Source organism: Vibrio sp. KUL78 (genome assembly GCF_059725505.1).
In genome coordinates this window covers 197882-213278 of the sequence record NZ_AP045837.1, presented here as the reverse complement: position 1 = coordinate 213278, position 15397 = coordinate 197882, and the positions used below count along the sequence as shown (strand labels likewise).

14 protein-coding genes are annotated in these 15397 nt (G+C 48.2%); 10 read left to right on the top strand and 4 right to left on the bottom strand.

The window, feature by feature from the left end; translation table 11 throughout:
• Nucleotides 1-187 precede the first annotated feature (187 nt).
• The 7 genes from aroQ to AC6I8Y_RS00995 all read left to right on the top strand — a co-directional run bounded on the left by aroQ (nucleotide 188) and on the right by AC6I8Y_RS00995 (nucleotide 6901).
• On the top strand, nucleotides 188-637 hold the full coding sequence (aroQ, locus tag AC6I8Y_RS01025; protein WP_042478614.1) for a type II 3-dehydroquinate dehydratase: 450 nt from the start codon (nucleotides 188-190) through the stop codon (nucleotides 635-637).
• Nucleotides 638-696: 59 nt separating this feature from the next.
• Nucleotides 697-1158, top strand: a complete 462-nt coding sequence (accB, locus tag AC6I8Y_RS01020) for an acetyl-CoA carboxylase biotin carboxyl carrier protein (RefSeq protein WP_498020651.1) — start codon at nucleotides 697-699, stop codon at nucleotides 1156-1158.
• Between the two features lie 14 nt (nucleotides 1159-1172).
• Entirely contained in the window at nucleotides 1173-2516 is a 1344-nt protein-coding gene (accC, locus tag AC6I8Y_RS01015; RefSeq protein ID WP_234494709.1) for an acetyl-CoA carboxylase biotin carboxylase subunit, read from the top strand.
• A gap of 104 nt (nucleotides 2517-2620) precedes the next feature.
• The gene (prmA, locus tag AC6I8Y_RS01010) at nucleotides 2621-3502 is read left to right on the top strand and encodes a 50S ribosomal protein L11 methyltransferase (RefSeq protein WP_234494710.1); all 882 of its coding nucleotides are present in this window, start codon (nucleotides 2621-2623) and stop codon (nucleotides 3500-3502) included.
• Between the two features lie 200 nt (nucleotides 3503-3702).
• Entirely contained in the window at nucleotides 3703-4671 is a 969-nt protein-coding gene (gene dusB / locus AC6I8Y_RS01005) for a tRNA dihydrouridine synthase DusB (protein ID WP_394154001.1), read from the top strand.
• A 23-nt stretch (nucleotides 4672-4694) separates the two neighbouring features.
• Complete coding sequence (gene fis, locus AC6I8Y_RS01000; protein ID WP_042478607.1) at nucleotides 4695-4991, top strand: DNA-binding transcriptional regulator Fis; 297 nt, start codon at nucleotides 4695-4697, stop codon at nucleotides 4989-4991.
• A 266-nt stretch (nucleotides 4992-5257) separates the two neighbouring features.
• On the top strand, nucleotides 5258-6901 hold the full coding sequence (locus tag AC6I8Y_RS00995) for a methyl-accepting chemotaxis protein (protein ID WP_498020650.1): 1644 nt from the start codon (nucleotides 5258-5260) through the stop codon (nucleotides 6899-6901).
• 40 nt (nucleotides 6902-6941) lie between these two features.
• On the opposite strand, the gene zntR is transcribed toward AC6I8Y_RS00995, so the two are convergent.
• A complete protein-coding gene (gene zntR, locus AC6I8Y_RS00990; protein WP_498020649.1) occupies nucleotides 6942-7349 on the bottom strand; it encodes a Zn(2+)-responsive transcriptional regulator in 408 nt (135 codons plus the stop codon).
• Between the two features lie 291 nt (nucleotides 7350-7640).
• Between zntR and purH the strand changes: the two genes are divergently transcribed.
• Both purH and purD read left to right on the top strand, forming a co-directional pair.
• The gene (gene purH, locus AC6I8Y_RS00985; RefSeq protein ID WP_498020648.1) at nucleotides 7641-9233 is read left to right on the top strand and encodes a bifunctional phosphoribosylaminoimidazolecarboxamide formyltransferase/IMP cyclohydrolase; all 1593 of its coding nucleotides are present in this window, start codon (nucleotides 7641-7643) and stop codon (nucleotides 9231-9233) included.
• A 119-nt stretch (nucleotides 9234-9352) separates the two neighbouring features.
• Nucleotides 9353-10639: a phosphoribosylamine--glycine ligase gene (gene purD / locus AC6I8Y_RS00980; protein WP_394153996.1), complete on the top strand. Its 1287-nt coding sequence runs from the start codon at nucleotides 9353-9355 to the stop codon at nucleotides 10637-10639.
• Nucleotides 10640-10699: 60 nt separating this feature from the next.
• On the opposite strand, the gene AC6I8Y_RS00975 is transcribed toward purD, so the two are convergent.
• Together AC6I8Y_RS00975 and hupA are read right to left on the bottom strand one after the other, a co-directional pair.
• A complete protein-coding gene (locus AC6I8Y_RS00975) occupies nucleotides 10700-11386 on the bottom strand; it encodes a DUF1481 domain-containing protein (RefSeq protein ID WP_042478602.1) in 687 nt (228 codons plus the stop codon).
• A 211-nt stretch (nucleotides 11387-11597) separates the two neighbouring features.
• On the bottom strand, nucleotides 11598-11870 hold the full coding sequence (gene hupA / locus AC6I8Y_RS00970; protein ID WP_042478600.1) for a nucleoid-associated protein HU-alpha: 273 nt from the start codon (nucleotides 11868-11870) through the stop codon (nucleotides 11598-11600).
• 316 nt (nucleotides 11871-12186) lie between these two features.
• Here hupA and AC6I8Y_RS00965 point away from each other — a divergent pair, with 316 nt between their 5' ends.
• Complete coding sequence (locus tag AC6I8Y_RS00965; protein WP_394153993.1) at nucleotides 12187-13341, top strand: CNNM domain-containing protein; 1155 nt, start codon at nucleotides 12187-12189, stop codon at nucleotides 13339-13341.
• Nucleotides 13342-13430: 89 nt separating this feature from the next.
• Here the strand turns inward: AC6I8Y_RS00965 and AC6I8Y_RS00960 are convergent, their stop codons facing one another.
• Complete coding sequence (locus AC6I8Y_RS00960; RefSeq protein WP_498020647.1) at nucleotides 13431-15320, bottom strand: ATP-dependent zinc protease family protein; 1890 nt, start codon at nucleotides 15318-15320, stop codon at nucleotides 13431-13433.
• Nucleotides 15321-15397: the final 77 nt, after the last annotated feature.

Genomic DNA, 15397 nt, shown 5'->3' with positions numbered 1-15397 from the left:
GTGTTGCAATTTTTCTGACAGACCACAGGAGATTAGACCAGTAAATTGCTGCTAAATGTTGTGAATTAGCTATAATCTTGGTCAATTTTTAAAAATATGAGCTTGGCGAGCTTCTCAGCCGCTCCTATTTTTATGTAAACTTGGGATAAACCCCGTTTATTTCACGTTAACCGAAGATGGCGACAATATGACAGCAAAGTCTCGAATTCTAGTTTTAAATGGCCCAAATCTTAATCTTTTAGGAGTAAGAGAACCGGGACATTACGGCAGTGAAACACTCTCACAAATTGTTGATAACCTAGAAAAGCAGGCTGCTCAGGCAGATATCGAGTTGTCCCACCTTCAATCTAACCGTGAATATGAGCTCATTGAGGCGATACACGCAGCATTTGGGAATACCGATTTTATTATCATTAACCCTGCGGCGTTCACCCATACCAGTGTTGCACTGCGTGATGCATTACTAGGAGTCTCAATTCCGTTTATCGAAGTGCACTTATCAAACGTTCATGCCCGAGAACCATTCCGTCATCACTCTTATCTGTCCGATGTGGCACAAGGTGTGATTTGCGGATTGGGTTCACAAGGCTATGAATTTGCGCTTTCAGCCGCCATTAAGGCGCTAAAAGCAAAATAACCAAATACTCTACGGCTTAATGTAAAGCCGTCTTACTCACAAGACAAAGAGAAAGAAACATGGATATTCGTAAAATCAAAAAGCTAATTGAACTGGTTGAAGAGTCTGGCATCGCTGAGCTAGAGATCTCAGAAGGTGAAGAGTCAGTACGCATCAGCCGCAGCGGTCCTGCTGCAGCTCCAGCACCAATTCAATACGCAGCAGCACCTGCTCCAGTAGCAGCGCCGGCAGCAGCTCCAGCCGCGGCACCAGTTGCAGCTGAACAAGCAGCACCTGCAGCACCAGCTGGTCACCAGGTTCTTTCTCCAATGGTTGGTAGCTTCTACCGTGCGCCAAGCCCAGATGCAAAACCATTTGTTGAAGTTGGTCAATCTGTTAGCGCTGGCGACACTATCTGTATCGTTGAAGCAATGAAGATGATGAACCAGATTGAAGCAGACAAGTCAGGCGTTATCACTGCAATCCTAGTAGAAGATGGTCAAGCTGTAGAATTCGATCAACCGCTAGTTATCATCGAATAAGCGGGGCTTTGACTATGTTAGATAAAGTCGTTATCGCAAACCGAGGTGAGATTGCACTTCGTATTTTGCGCGCTTGTAAAGAGCTAGGTATCAAGACGGTGGCTGTTCACTCAACAGCGGACCGCGACCTAAAGCACGTACTACTTGCTGATGAAGCCATTTGTATTGGTCCAGCACGTGGTATCGACAGCTACTTAAACATCCCACGCATCATTTCAGCCGCTGAAGTAACAGGCGCTGTGGCGATCCACCCGGGTTACGGTTTCTTGTCTGAAAACGCTGACTTTGCTGAGCAAGTTGAGCGCTCTGGATTCATCTTCATCGGCCCTAAAGCAGACACGATTCGCATGATGGGTGATAAAGTATCAGCTATCACAGCAATGAAAAAAGCGGGCGTACCATGTGTACCTGGCTCTGACGGCCCACTGGACGATGACGAAGCGAAAAACAAAGCGCACGCTAAGCGCATTGGCTACCCAGTGATCATCAAAGCCTCTGGTGGCGGTGGCGGTCGCGGTATGCGTGTCGTTCGCAGTGAAGCCGAGTTGGTTGAATCCATTGCCATGACACGTGCAGAAGCAAAAGCTGCCTTCAACAACGACATCGTTTACATGGAGAAATTCCTAGAAAACCCTCGTCACGTTGAAGTTCAGGTTATCGCAGACGGTCAAGGCGGCGCTATCCACCTTGGCGAACGTGACTGTTCAATGCAGCGTCGTCACCAAAAGGTCGTTGAAGAAGCACCAGCACCAGGCATCACTGAAGAGATGCGTAAGTACATCGGTGAACGCTGTACACGTGCATGTATCGAAATAGGTTACCGCGGCGCAGGTACGTTTGAGTTCCTATACGAAAACGGCGAGTTCTACTTCATCGAAATGAACACGCGTATTCAGGTAGAGCACCCAGTAACAGAAATGGTGACTGGCGTTGACCTAATCAAAGAGCAGCTTCGCGTTGCAGCAGGTCAACCACTGTCATTCACTCAGGATGACATCAAGCTGCGTGGCCATGCGATCGAATGTCGTATCAACGCAGAAGACCCTGAGCGCTTCCTTCCATGTCCAGGTACCATCGAACGCTTCCACGCGCCGGGCGGTATGGGCGTTCGTTGGGAATCGCACATCTACACGGGCTACACAGTACCACCGCATTACGATTCAATGATCGGTAAGCTGATCACGTTCGGTGAGAACCGCGATGTAGCGATTGCTCGTATGAAGAATGCACTGGGTGAGATGTTCATTGAAGGCATCAAGACCAACATTCCTCTACAAGAATCAATCATGAATGATGAAAACTTCCAACACGGCGGTGCCAACATTCATTACCTAGAGAAGAAGCTTGGCATGAGCTAGTCACTTCTCTATTGATAAAAACCCGCCACGGCGGGTTTTTTTATGCCGAGCGTCAGTGAATCTGCTACACTCTGCGCAAAATTCACCTTGTTAGGACCCAACTTATGCCTTGGATTCAAATTAAACTCAACGCGACCAATGAAAATGCAGAGCAAATCGGCGATATGCTGATGGAAGAAACGGGCGCATTGTCTGTCACTTTCCTCGATGCGCATGATACGCCTGTATTTGAGCCGTTGCCTGGTGAGACGCGTTTATGGGGCGATACCGATATCGTTGCGCTATACGACGCCGAAGCAGACACTCAGTGGGTGGTTGAGACAATTAAAGGCAGCAATATGTTACCGGAAGGCTTTGCTCACAAGGTCGAGCAGCTAGAAGACAAGGACTGGGAACGTGAGTGGATGGAAAACTTCCACCCAATGAAATTTGGTGAGCGCCTATGGATCTGCCCTAGCTGGCGTGATGTTCCAGAGCCTGATGCGGTGAATGTAATGCTTGACCCGGGTCTTGCATTCGGTACCGGTACACACCCAACCACGGCTCTATGTCTTGAGTGGCTAGAGTCATTAGATCTTGCTGGTAAGACAGTTATCGACTTTGGTTGTGGTTCCGGGATCCTAGCCATTGCCGCGATCAAACTTGGCGCAGCGAAAGTGATCGGGATCGATATTGATCCTCAAGCACTTATTGCGTCGAAAGACAACGCACAGCGCAATGGCGTTGCCGATCAACTAGAACTTTTCCTACCTCAAGACCAACCAGAAGGTCTGATTGCCGACGTCGTGGTGGCGAACATCCTTGCCGGTCCTTTACGTGACCTTTCCGGCATCATTAAAGGTCTAGTAAAACCAGGTGGTGAGCTCGCTATGTCTGGCGTTTTGGATACTCAAGCTGAAGATGTCGCCAACTACTATCGCGATGAGATGAGCATTGACCCTATCGTTGAGCTCAACGAGTGGTGTCGTATCTCGGGCAAAAAATAACCATTCTCGTTTAAATCGCGGTGTTTTAGGGGGCTAAAATACCGCGATTTTTGCTCTAAAAAGAATAGTTTTAAGACTAAGCGCCTGAAAATGCGACAATTTGCAGAAACAAATTGTAAATGCTCAAATATTAGTCTTTTCACGCACCGAAAAAATGCGTAAAATGCGCGCCCTTGCTTGTGTAAACCTGTGGCGCTGTTTTGAAAATCGGACAATACCAACTTAAGAACAACCTGATTGTCGCACCTATGGCGGGTGTTACTGATAGGCCGTTCCGTGAGTTGTGCCTTCGTTACGGTGCGGGTATGGCCGTCAGTGAAATGATGTCGTCTAACCCAAAACTGTGGAAAACAGCCAAGTCACAGCAGCGCATGGTGCACGAGGGCGAATCAGGTATTCGTTCGGTGCAAATTGCAGGAGCCGATCCAACGCTTATGGCGGAAGCGGCACAGTTCAGTGTTGAAAACGGTGCGCAAATCATCGACATCAATATGGGCTGCCCTGCTAAGAAAGTGAATAAAAAGCTGGCGGGTTCAGCACTGCTTAAGTACCCAGATATCATCGAAGATATCCTACGTACCGTAGTCGATGCCGTCGATGTCCCTGTGACATTAAAAACCCGTACAGGTTGGGATACAGACAACAAAAACTGTGTCCAAATTGCAAAACTAGCCGAAGACTGCGGCATACAGGCGCTCGCCCTTCATGGTCGAACGCGTACCTGCATGTACAAAGGCGAGGCAGAATACGACAGCATCAAAGCGGTAAAAGAAGCTGTCTCTATACCGGTTATCGCTAACGGTGATATCGATAGCCCAGAGAAAGCGAAATATGTACTGGATTACACCGGTGCAGACGCTTTGATGATTGGACGTCCGGCCCAAGGACGGCCATGGATTTTCGAGGAAATCCAACACTATTTGGAAAACGGCACACTGATGCCTGAGCGCCCGACTTCGGACGTGCAGGATATCTTGCTTGGTCATGTTCAAGCACTTCACCAGTTTTATGGTGAATTCTTAGGTCCACGCATCGCGCGTAAGCATGTTGGCTGGTACCTAAAAGAACATGAGCAGGCGGGTGAGTTCCGCCGTACCTTCAACGCGATTGATGCTGCTAATGAACAGCTCGACGCATTGCAAGGTTATTTTGACAACGTTGCATCATAATTACGAGAAGAGCTAAACCGATTATGTTCGAACAAAATTTGACTTCAGAACCATTGACAGTTACTACAGTAACATCTTCAGACCAAATCACTCAGAAGCCACTACGTGACTCTGTAAAAGCGTCTCTAAAGAACTACCTTGCTCAATTAAATGGTCAAGACGTCACTGAATTGTATGAACTAGTTCTAGCGGAAGTTGAACAGCCGCTACTAGACACCATCATGCAGTACACTCGCGGTAACCAAACTCGCGCAGCAACTATGATGGGTATCAACCGCGGTACTCTTCGTAAGAAGCTTAAGAAATACGGCATGAACTAATTCGCCTTTTGCGAACGTATTTGATATTAAAGGGCCTGAAGTACACTTCAGGCCCTTTTCTTATTCTCCCTCCCAGCATTCAAACACTTTCAGCCACCCAACTGACTTCATATTGCACCTAGCAACTTTGTGATCTGACGTAAAATTAGACGATAGTGGAATAGAGTCCGTGAACAGCATGGCGTAAGGTATTGTTATAACAACAATATAAAACCTTTAATAAACGCTAGGTAATATCTGCCCTTTTAAGAAAAGGAGTTCTTAAGATGACTACCCCGTTGCTGCGCAATACCTCTATTCAACACCGCTTGTTTGTGCTTATCGCACTGGTTTCTGCTACCCTGTTTGTGCCATTGGTGTTGGCACTGATGGACTATCAGAACTCACTAATGGAAAACAAGCAAAGTAAGACCCAACACTTAGTTCAAACTGCCTACACCCTCGTGGAGCACTATCACCAACAATATAGCTCTGGCCAACTGACGCTAGAGCAAGCCCAGTCTGAAGCGTCAAAGGCGGTTCAAAGCCTTCGCTATGATGCTAACGACTATTTTTGGATCAACGATCTCCAACCGTCGATGGTTATGCACCCCATGAAACCTGCGCTCAATGGTCAGGATCTCAGCCAAGTTGCCGATCCAAATGGCAAAAGACTGTTTGTTGACATGGTGAATCTCGCGAAACAGCAGCAATCAGGGCTTGTAAACTACATGTGGCCCAAACCGGGCTCAGACGCGCCGGTAGAGAAAGTGTCCTATATTAAGCTGTTTAAGCCATGGGGCTGGGTTATCGGCTCTGGTGTCTATGTCGATGACGTCGAAGCATTGACCTGGCAGGCCACCAAGAAAGTGTTGATGAGTGTGGTCGTAGCCCTCGCTGTGATGCTTGTGCTTGCTTACCTGATTGGTCGCAGCATCGTTCAACCTTGCCGTGACACACGCGACGCATTGAACGACATTGCCAGCGGTGATGGCGATCTATCCAGAACCCTTCCAGAAACAGGGACCGACGAGCTCAGCCAAATCGCATCCGCGTTTAACCGCTTTACTCATAAGCTAGAGAACACGATTAAAGAGATTAAGCCAGTCACCGAGAACATCACTCAAGCCGCCGTGTCATTGAATCAAGTCGCCCAAAATGGCGCTGCCCAGTCTGAGCAGCAGCAACAAGCCGTCGATACTGTCGCCTCGGCCATGAACCAGTTGCACGCCAGTAACCAAGAGGTCGCTCATTCAGCGCAGCAAGCTGCGAGTGCCGCTAAGATGGCGAGTGAACAAGGCCAGCAAGGCAGTCGCGTGATTGAACTCGCGACGCAGCACATGCAATCGCTATCTGAGCTACTAACCACCACGGATAGCAGCATTCAGATCCTCGCCAACGACACGCAAGAAGTCAGCTCAGTGCTAGAGGTTATTCGTGGAGTGGCAGAGCAAACCAATCTACTTGCTTTGAACGCCGCAATCGAAGCTGCTCGCGCCGGTGAACAAGGACGTGGATTTGCCGTGGTAGCAGACGAGGTGAGAACCTTAGCCACCCGCACTCAAAGCAGCACCGACGAAATTGAACAGATCATCCAGAAGCTTCAAAGCCAAGCGGCAGAAGTCAGCCAATCGATGATTCACACTCAGCAGCAATCAGTTGAAACCTTATCTGAGGTTGCGAATGCCAAACTCGCATTGGATGAGATTGATGCGCAGGTCAATGAGATTGTGTCACTCAATGAGCAAATCGCGGAGGCAAGCGCTCAGCAGACTCTAGCGACCGATGAGATCAGTCAGAACGTGACGCAAATTGCCGACCACGGCAGTCAATCAGCGAAAGAAGCTCAGAATCTGGCGAAAGCTAGCGAGCAGTTGATGGAAAATGGTCACACGCTTAGCCAAGGCATTGGCGCATTCAAAGTATCTTAAACAGCGGGAATAAAATTGAGAGGAGTCGCTCAGGCTCCTCTTAGTCTTTGCTGGACTCCAAGGCTGCTAGTATCGAGCAGTGGCTCGCATCGTGTTCATGCCCGCAGCAGGCATCATTGATTTTTTTCAGCGCTTCGCGAATCCGTGTTAGCTCGGCAATTTTGTCATCAATCGTTGCCAGCTTAGCGCTAGTGATAGACTTAACCTCCGCACAGCTATGCTCAGTGGCTTCAAGCTTGATGCCAAGCAGCTCTTTAATCTCATCTAGGCTCAGCCCTAAGGATTTCGCCTTGAGGATAAAGCTCACCTGTTGCTGACTCTGCTCATTGTAGAGACGATACCCCGATTCGCTGCGCCCTGCTGGCTCAATAAGTTGGTTTTTCTCGTAAAAACGCAACGTATCCGTAGTGACTTTGCAGCGTTTTGCTAACTCACCTATTTGAAACATAACCGTTTAAATTAACCTCTTTGTTACAAAAGTGTTCTTTAATAGGCTTTTTTGCACTTTTTTTGCCTATGCCAAACGATTGCGCGAGCTTTTTTGTAATAGATTGGTTAGAATACGCGCCATCGCCACCCCGGTGGAAAAATTCCAAGGGTATTTACCCAACAGACGACTGGGTCGCCTCAATCATGAAAGACCTCGTCCTGTTTGGCAACTATCTTTAAATCCGCAGGCCAAACCAATCGTTTGCCCTGTACACAGCAACACAATCTGTGACTTTGAGGAAACAGAAGCATGAGTAACGCTCGTCCAATTCGCCGCGCTTTAATCAGCGTATCTGACAAAACTGGTATCGTTGAATTCGCACAAGCACTAGCACAACGCGGTGTTGATATCCTTTCTACTGGTGGTACTGCTCGCCTACTTGCTGAGCAAGGTATCGCGGTAACTGAAGTATCTGACTACACTGGCTTCCCAGAGATGATGGATGGTCGTGTTAAGACGCTACACCCGAAAGTACACGGTGGTGTGCTAGGTCGTCGCGGTCAAGACGACGAAGTGATGGCAACTCACGGCATCAACCCAATCGATATGGTTGTGGTTAACCTATACCCATTTGCTGCAACGGTAGCAAAAGAAGGCTGCACATTAGAAGACGCAGTAGAAAACATCGATATCGGTGGTCCAACTATGGTTCGCTCTGCAGCGAAAAACCACAAAGACGTGACTATCGTTGTAAACGCACACGACTACGACCGCGTTATTGCTGAAATGGACGCAAACGACAAATCTCTTACACTAGAGACGCGTTTCGACCTAGCTATTGCAGCGTTTGAACACACTGCATCTTACGACGGCATGATCGCAAATTACTTCGGCACTATGGTTCCATCTTACGGTGAGAACAAAGAAGGTGACGAGGAGTCTAAATTCCCACGCACGTTTAACCAGCAGTTCGTGAAGAAACAAGACATGCGCTACGGTGAGAACAGCCACCAAGATGCGGCATTCTACGTAGAAGCAAACCCAGAAGAAGCGTCAGTATCGACTGCTCGCCAGATCCAGGGTAAAGCTCTGTCTTACAACAACATCGCTGACACTGATGCAGCACTTGAGTGTGTGAAAGAGTTTGCCGAACCTGCTTGCGTTATCGTTAAGCACGCCAATCCATGTGGTGTTGCACTAGGTAAAGACATCCTTGAAGCGTATGACCGCGCTTACAAAACTGACCCAACGTCAGCGTTTGGCGGCATCATCGCATTCAACCAAGAGCTAGATGCAGGAACAGCGAAAGCGATTGTTGAGCGTCAATTCGTTGAAGTCATCATCGCACCTTCTGTTTCAGCTGAAGCAGTAGAAGTGGTTGCGGCTAAGAAGAACGTTCGCCTACTAGAGTGTGGCGAGTGGACAACTAAGACGACTGGCTTTGACGTTAAGCGCGTTAACGGTGGTCTTCTGGTTCAAGACCGTGACCAAGGCATGGTATCGCTTGATGACCTTAAAGTGGTTTCTAAGCGCCAGCCTACAGAAGAAGAGCTGAAAGACGCACTATTCTGCTGGAAAGTAGCTAAGTATGTGAAATCAAACGCGATCGTTTACTCGAAAGGCGATATGACTATCGGTGTAGGTGCTGGTCAAATGAGCCGCGTGTACTCAGCGAAAATTGCTGGCATCAAGGCGGCTGACGAAGGTCTACAGGTTGAAGGCTGCGTAATGGCATCAGATGCGTTCTTCCCGTTCCGTGATGGCATTGACGCTGCTGCAGAAGCTGGCATCAAGTGCGTTATCCAACCAGGTGGCTCTATGCGTGATGACGAAGTTATCGCAGCGGCTGACGAGCATGGCATGGCGATGATCTTTACAGGCATGCGCCACTTCCGTCACTAATTCGTTTTTGGTTCTCCCCCTTGCCAAGGGGGAGTTAGAGGGGGTCAGTTTGCGAGACCGCGATTTACCCCTCCCAGTCTCCCCTTATTAAGGGGAGGAGCAAAATCAAAGGATATATTATGAACGTTCTAATTATTGGTGCTGGTGGTCGTGAGCACGCTCTGGGTTGGAAAGTGGCTCAGAATCCAAATGTTGAAACGGTTTTCGTCGCACCTGGTAACGCAGGTACTGCGCTTGAACCTAAGCTAGAAAACGTTGCGATTGACGTTGAGGACATTCAAGGTCTGGTGGCGTTTGCAAAAGAGAAAAGCATCGAGCTAACGATTGTAGGTCCTGAAGCACCGCTTGTGATCGGTGTGGTTGATGCATTCCAAGAAGCGGGTCTTGCGATCTTTGGCCCAACTCAAGCTGCTGCTCAGCTTGAAGGCTCTAAAGCGTTCACCAAAGACTTCCTAGCTCGTCACGCTATCCCAACTGGCGCTTACGCGAACTTTACTGAAATTGAGCCTGCGCTGGCTTACGTTCGCGAGCAAGGCGCTCCGATCGTGGTTAAGGCTGACGGCCTTGCGGCTGGTAAAGGTGTGATCGTTGCGATGACACTAGAAGAAGCGGAAGACGCAATCAAAGACATGCTGGCTGGCAACGCATTTGGCGACGCAGGTAGCCGCGTGGTTATCGAAGAGTTCCTAGACGGCGAAGAAGCAAGCTTCATCGTGATGGTTGATGGCGAAAACGTATTGCCAATGGCTACCAGCCAAGACCACAAACGTGTTGGTGATAAGGACACAGGTCCTAACACTGGCGGCATGGGCGCTTACTCTCCTGCTCCAGTTGTGACTCAAGAAATCCACAACCGCATCATGGAAGAGGTTATCTATCCAACGGTTCGCGGTATGGCATCTGAAGGCAACCCATACACAGGTTTCCTATATGCAGGCCTGATGATCGACAAAGACGGCACGCCTAAAGTTATCGAATACAATTGCCGCTTTGGTGACCCAGAAACACAACCTATCATGATGCGTATGCAATCAGACATGGTTGAGCTTTGCCAAGCTGCGATCGACAAGAAGCTAGACCAAGTTGAGTCTAAGTGGGACCCACGTGCTTCTATCGGTATCGTTCTAGCGGCTGGTGGCTACCCAGCGTCTTACAACAAGGGTGATGTTATCTCTGGTCTACCGACTACAGAAGTGGAAGGCGAGAAGGTATTCCACGCTGGTACGGCTGACAAAGACGGCAATGTTGTGACTAACGGTGGTCGCGTACTATGTGCGACAGCACTAGGCAACACAGTCTCTGAAGCGCAAGCACGCGCGTATGAGCTGACTAAGAAGATTAGCTGGGACGGCATGTTCCACCGCAACGACATCGGTTACCGTGCAATTGCTCGCGAGCAAAAGTAACCGAGTCTAGCTCATATTGAAAAGGGTGCCGATTGGCACCCTTTTTTTGTTCAACACTCGTTAGATTAATTCTGGCTTCGGAATACAGTCTTTTGAGCCCTCGGCGAGCATCAGCAGTTGCTCTACTCTAGCGCCTGTTAGTCGCGTGCTTCCCAGAAAAGCCACATAGCTTTCAACCTCAGCTAAGCGCTTGACCACAAAATTCGGTAAGCTCTCCTCAAACTTGATATCGCTAAACTCGATGCCATTGCAGGTTTCTAGAGTTTCACCATCCCAATGCCCTTGAACGAGCTCTAGACCATCACTGTCTTGCTCTTTCACACGCTCAACGAGCAGTGAGGCTTCTCTTTGATAGTTCTCAAGCTGAGCTTTCTTGACCGGTAAGACCTTACCGTTGCGGCGATACTGCTGATAGATAGCTTCACCATCTTTATTGAAACGCACGTGAATACGGTACGTCACCTCACCTGTCTCTATCTCGTTCTGCACCCCTTCGCGCACGAACTCACGCAATGTATCGCCTTCCCAGCGATAGTTGGATTGATACCAACCATAGTCGTTCATATTGACGTAATCAGCAGCACTGTATGGACGCGTCAGCTTTTCGGTGTACCAATAGAAACTCGTCGCATCACCAAGGGTTTGCCCGCCCGTATAGTTCGAGAATTGATTGAGACTAGGCGATGGTGTTGAGGAACAGCCAATCAAGGTGGCCGCGAGAAGTGAAACCAACAGTGTTTTTTTCATAATTTGTTAGACACCTCGTGTGAACGCAAGATATGGAAAATGACTCTCCTACAGAAGTAAGACAGTAAATAGCGAATCGCGTTCAGTCAATTGTAGCTCTTTAGTGAGGAGACAGATGGGTAATCGCGCTGGGGCTCAACACGCTTAACAATCCATCACAGAAAGGAAGTGGAGAGAACAGCACCGACGCTGGGCGTCGGTGCTGTAGAAATTATTTAACTGCGTCTTTTAGCGCTTTACCAGCTACGAATGCTGGAACGTTCGCTGCAGCGATTTGGATCTCATCACCAGTCTTTGGGTTACGACCAGTACGAGCTGCACGGTGGTTTACTTTGAACGTACCAAAACCAATTAGTTGAACTTGGTCACCTTCAGTTAGCGCTTCAGATACGCCTGAAAGCGTCGCTTCTAGCGCTGCTTTAGCTTGTGCTTTTGATAGGTCAGCTTTTTCAGCGATAAAGTCGATTAATTGGGTCTTGTTCATTAGGTTTCCCTTCTTCATGTTATCGAGTTAAAGCCCACTCTAAATCATAAAGCCCCCATCTGGCAAAGGTTTGTAGCCGTTCTTTGTCGCTTATGACGTAGATTTAACCGTTTTATGAGCATTAACTCACAATTTGTTACCCAAAGATTGAGTTTGAAACCTTGTAAATTATTGCATAAAGTCCCATAAATGCTCTGCGGCTCAACCGATAAGCCTGATAAATCGGTCTGTCGCTACTGTTTTTAAGCACTCACCAACAATGCACAGGCTCATTTGCAGCAAAGTTAGGTTGATGTGTGCACTTACTAGGAAATGAATGTTTCTCTTATCGGTTTATATCGCTGTCGCCATTGGTGTGTCGTTTATCTGTTCGGTATTGGAGGCGGTACTACTGAGTATTACCCCAAGCTATCTCGCTCAGCTAAGACAACAGGGCCACCCTGCGGCAGAAAAACTGTCCAAGCTAAAAGCAGAGCTTGATCGTCCGCTGGCGTCAATCCTGACCCTAAACACCATCGCCCATACTATTGGTGCAGCGAGTGCTGGTGCTCAAGCGGCGAAGGTTTTCGGTAGCCAATGGCTAGGTGTGTTCTCTGCCGTACTTACCTTGGGTATCTTGGTGTTGTCAGAAATTGTCCCTAAAACCATTGGTGCGACCTACTGGCGCCAATTAGCGCCAGTGTCAGCAACTGTGCTGCGTTGGATGGTATGGGCATTGACGCCATTCGTATGGTTCTCGGAGCAAATCACTAAACGCCTAGCGCGTGGTCATGAAACGCCGAAGATGCGTGATGAGCTATCAGCGATGGCCATGCTAGCAAAAGAGAGTGGTGAGTTTGCTGAGGGTGAGTCGAACATCTTGAATAACATCCTCAACATTCAAGACATTCCAGTGACTCAGGTAATGACGCCTCGTCCGGTAGTTTTCCGCGTACCCGCTGAGATGACCATCAATGAGTTTTTGACTGAGCACAAAGATACGCCGTTCTCACGCCCATTGGTGTATAGCCAGCAGAAAGACAACATTCTCGGCTTTGTACACCGCTTAGAGCTGTTTAAGCTTCAACAGCAAGGCAGCGGTGAGAAGCAACTAGGATCGGTGATGCGCCCAATCCAGGTGTTGTTTAACACCATCATGTTGCCGAAAGCGTTTGAACAGATGATGGCGGCACGTCTTCAGATTGCCATGATTGTCGACGAGTACGGTACCATTCAAGGCATCATCACTCTGGAAGACATCTTCGAGCACTTATTAGGGCAAGAGATTGTCGATGAGGCGGACAAAACCACCGACATGCAAGAGTTGGCTTATCAGCGCTGGGAAAACTGGAAAGAAAAGCACAGCATCGTAGATAACTCTGACGATGATGACGAAGAAGCGCCGATAGAGAAGCCAGAGTCAACAATCGCCTCGGACGAGTCTGAAGAAGCAAAACAAGAGCAAGACACGAAAGACAAAAAAGAGTCTTAAGCCCGCTTAATCAAATAATGCTCAAACAAAAATGGCTGCGAACTTCGCAGCCATTTTTTTATCAGTGACACTTTTTTCATCAGTGAGAGTTAGTGACTACCAATCTCATTGCCGAGCAGAAAGTTCTCATCACTGCTTACTACCACACCATACTTAAGGAAATTCTTACCTAAGATCATGCTGTAGTGAAAGCGAGAGCGGTCTTGCAGATTGACACGAATGGTTTTCTCAACATCACCTAGCTTCACGCGCATATTCACCACAGGGCGAACATTCGCTTTCTCACCCGCTTTCGCTCGAATGCGCATGACATCGACCACCTCACGGGTAAACTCTTGCTTCATGTCCATATCGTTGGTGTAGGTAAAGGTAACCATCTTCTTGCCGTCTTTTTCGAATTGCTTAATATTCGTCGCGTTCATTGAGCTGACATCCGCACCGGTATCAAGTTTAACTGGAAAGGTTAACCCCTCAACAGTGGCGTTCTCGATGTGACCCGCAGTAAACACCGGGTAGGCATCAAGCAGGTTTTCACTACGTGAATTGACTAAAACGCCGCCTTTCGTCGCTTTTTTACCAATGATGAAATATGGCTCATCACCCTCATCACTGTCGAGCGCCTCCAAAGCAAACTCGACGGTCACATCGCGATCGCCGACGATAAACTCACCATCAACCACAGGTCTTACCGTATCGCCTACCTTGATGCGACGTAGAATGGTTTTGCGGATCTTTTCTTCATTACCCAGGTCACTCGACAGGTAATACTCCACTTTGTCTCGCCCTTTAGCTTCAATGATCTCAAAGCTGCTGACTTTGAGTAGTGGTGTACTGACCGCAAACGACGGCTCCGCATTAAGCTGGTAACCATCTAGAATCAAACTCTCAGTTGGAGAGACCACCAGCGGCTTATCTTTCATACGTTGAGCGAAGCTTTGCTTTTTCTTCTCAAGTTTGCCTTTAGCGCCGGTATCAACCACAAAATTCTTGTTGAGGGTATTCAAGCCCAAACGCAGCTGCGTACTCTGCTTAGAGCGATCTTTCAAATAGACCTGAATCGTACCCTCAAAATCTTCCCCCCCCTTGAAAGGTACAAAGATCATCGGATATTCATTGCCCGAGACCGAAAGCATCTTCACCAGTGGATAGGTCACGCGCTTTTGCGCCGCTTCTTTGCCGACGAGTTCGAAGCTGACTGTGTTAGTTTTCTTGTCGATCTCAATATTTTGCGCATTGAGGATACTGTAGTTATTTTTCAGCGAGATACTGACGTCAACTGGCACATCATCAATAGAGCCAGACTCGCGGCGACCAATCACTTGCGCGTCTTTTTGCTCTTGTAAGTAGTCATAACCCGCCATTACCCAAGCGTTGTTAGCCAAGAAGGTTTTACCAATCAGAATTGGCGCACTGAATCCGCTACGGTCAGTCAGATTGACCTCAGTTTCGACGGTTTTGCCAGCGATGGTCATTGGCAGGGTGATAACCGGACGATAGATAGGAGTTGAGCTCGTGCGGCTACGAATCACACTGGTGCGCGTTAAAGGGCGCTCCATTTCAATCTTTTCACCGGTGTAAGGGTGTCTAAGCGTGAACGTCACAACACCTTGGAAGTTACGCTCATCGTTATCAAACTCTTCAAGCCACCAGTCACTCGCTGAGCCTCCGTACTCATCCACGATAGTCTGCATCAGCTTTTCACCACTAAGCCCTTGGTATTTAGGGTTATTACTGATGACTTTGATGTTTTCAGCGTGCATCGATGTAGTATCTGCACCCGTGTCGATTTTACCGACAAATGGAATGCCTTTTAGCGCTTCAATATCTTGGTAGTAAACACTTTCAACGCGCCCGAGGACGATTTTATCTTCAATAGATAAAACTGGCGCCTGTGTGGTAGAGAGATCTGGTGCAGCCATAGCCCACCCGCTTGTCATTGTGGCAAGAATTAACGCCAACTTAGTTGCTGTAGTTTTCATTTTAATACATCCATTCATCGACTGACTCTGAATAAGCATGAGTCCCTAAGACAACGGTCGACTCACATCGTTTACCG

Coding starts and splice junctions, on each gene's coding strand:
- prmA (WP_234494710.1), top strand. CDS start 2,621: ATGCCTTGGATTCAAATTAAACTCAACGCGACCAATGAAAATGCAGAG.
- accC (WP_234494709.1), top strand. CDS start 1,173: ATGTTAGATAAAGTCGTTATCGCAAACCGAGGTGAGATTGCACTTCGT.
- zntR (WP_498020649.1), bottom strand. CDS start 7,349: ATGTTTCAAATAGGTGAGTTAGCAAAACGCTGCAAAGTCACTACGGAT.
- hupA (WP_042478600.1), bottom strand. CDS start 11,870: ATGAACAAGACCCAATTAATCGACTTTATCGCTGAAAAAGCTGACCTA.
- fis (WP_042478607.1), top strand. CDS start 4,695: ATGTTCGAACAAAATTTGACTTCAGAACCATTGACAGTTACTACAGTA.
- purH (WP_498020648.1), top strand. CDS start 7,641: ATGAGTAACGCTCGTCCAATTCGCCGCGCTTTAATCAGCGTATCTGAC.
- AC6I8Y_RS00975 (WP_042478602.1), bottom strand. CDS start 11,386: ATGAAAAAAACACTGTTGGTTTCACTTCTCGCGGCCACCTTGATTGGC.
- aroQ (WP_042478614.1), top strand. CDS start 188: ATGACAGCAAAGTCTCGAATTCTAGTTTTAAATGGCCCAAATCTTAAT.
- accB (WP_498020651.1), top strand. CDS start 697: ATGGATATTCGTAAAATCAAAAAGCTAATTGAACTGGTTGAAGAGTCT.
- AC6I8Y_RS00995 (WP_498020650.1), top strand. CDS start 5,258: ATGACTACCCCGTTGCTGCGCAATACCTCTATTCAACACCGCTTGTTT.
- AC6I8Y_RS00960 (WP_498020647.1), bottom strand. CDS start 15,320: ATGAAAACTACAGCAACTAAGTTGGCGTTAATTCTTGCCACAATGACA.
- purD (WP_394153996.1), top strand. CDS start 9,353: ATGAACGTTCTAATTATTGGTGCTGGTGGTCGTGAGCACGCTCTGGGT.
- AC6I8Y_RS00965 (WP_394153993.1), top strand. CDS start 12,187: ATGTTTCTCTTATCGGTTTATATCGCTGTCGCCATTGGTGTGTCGTTT.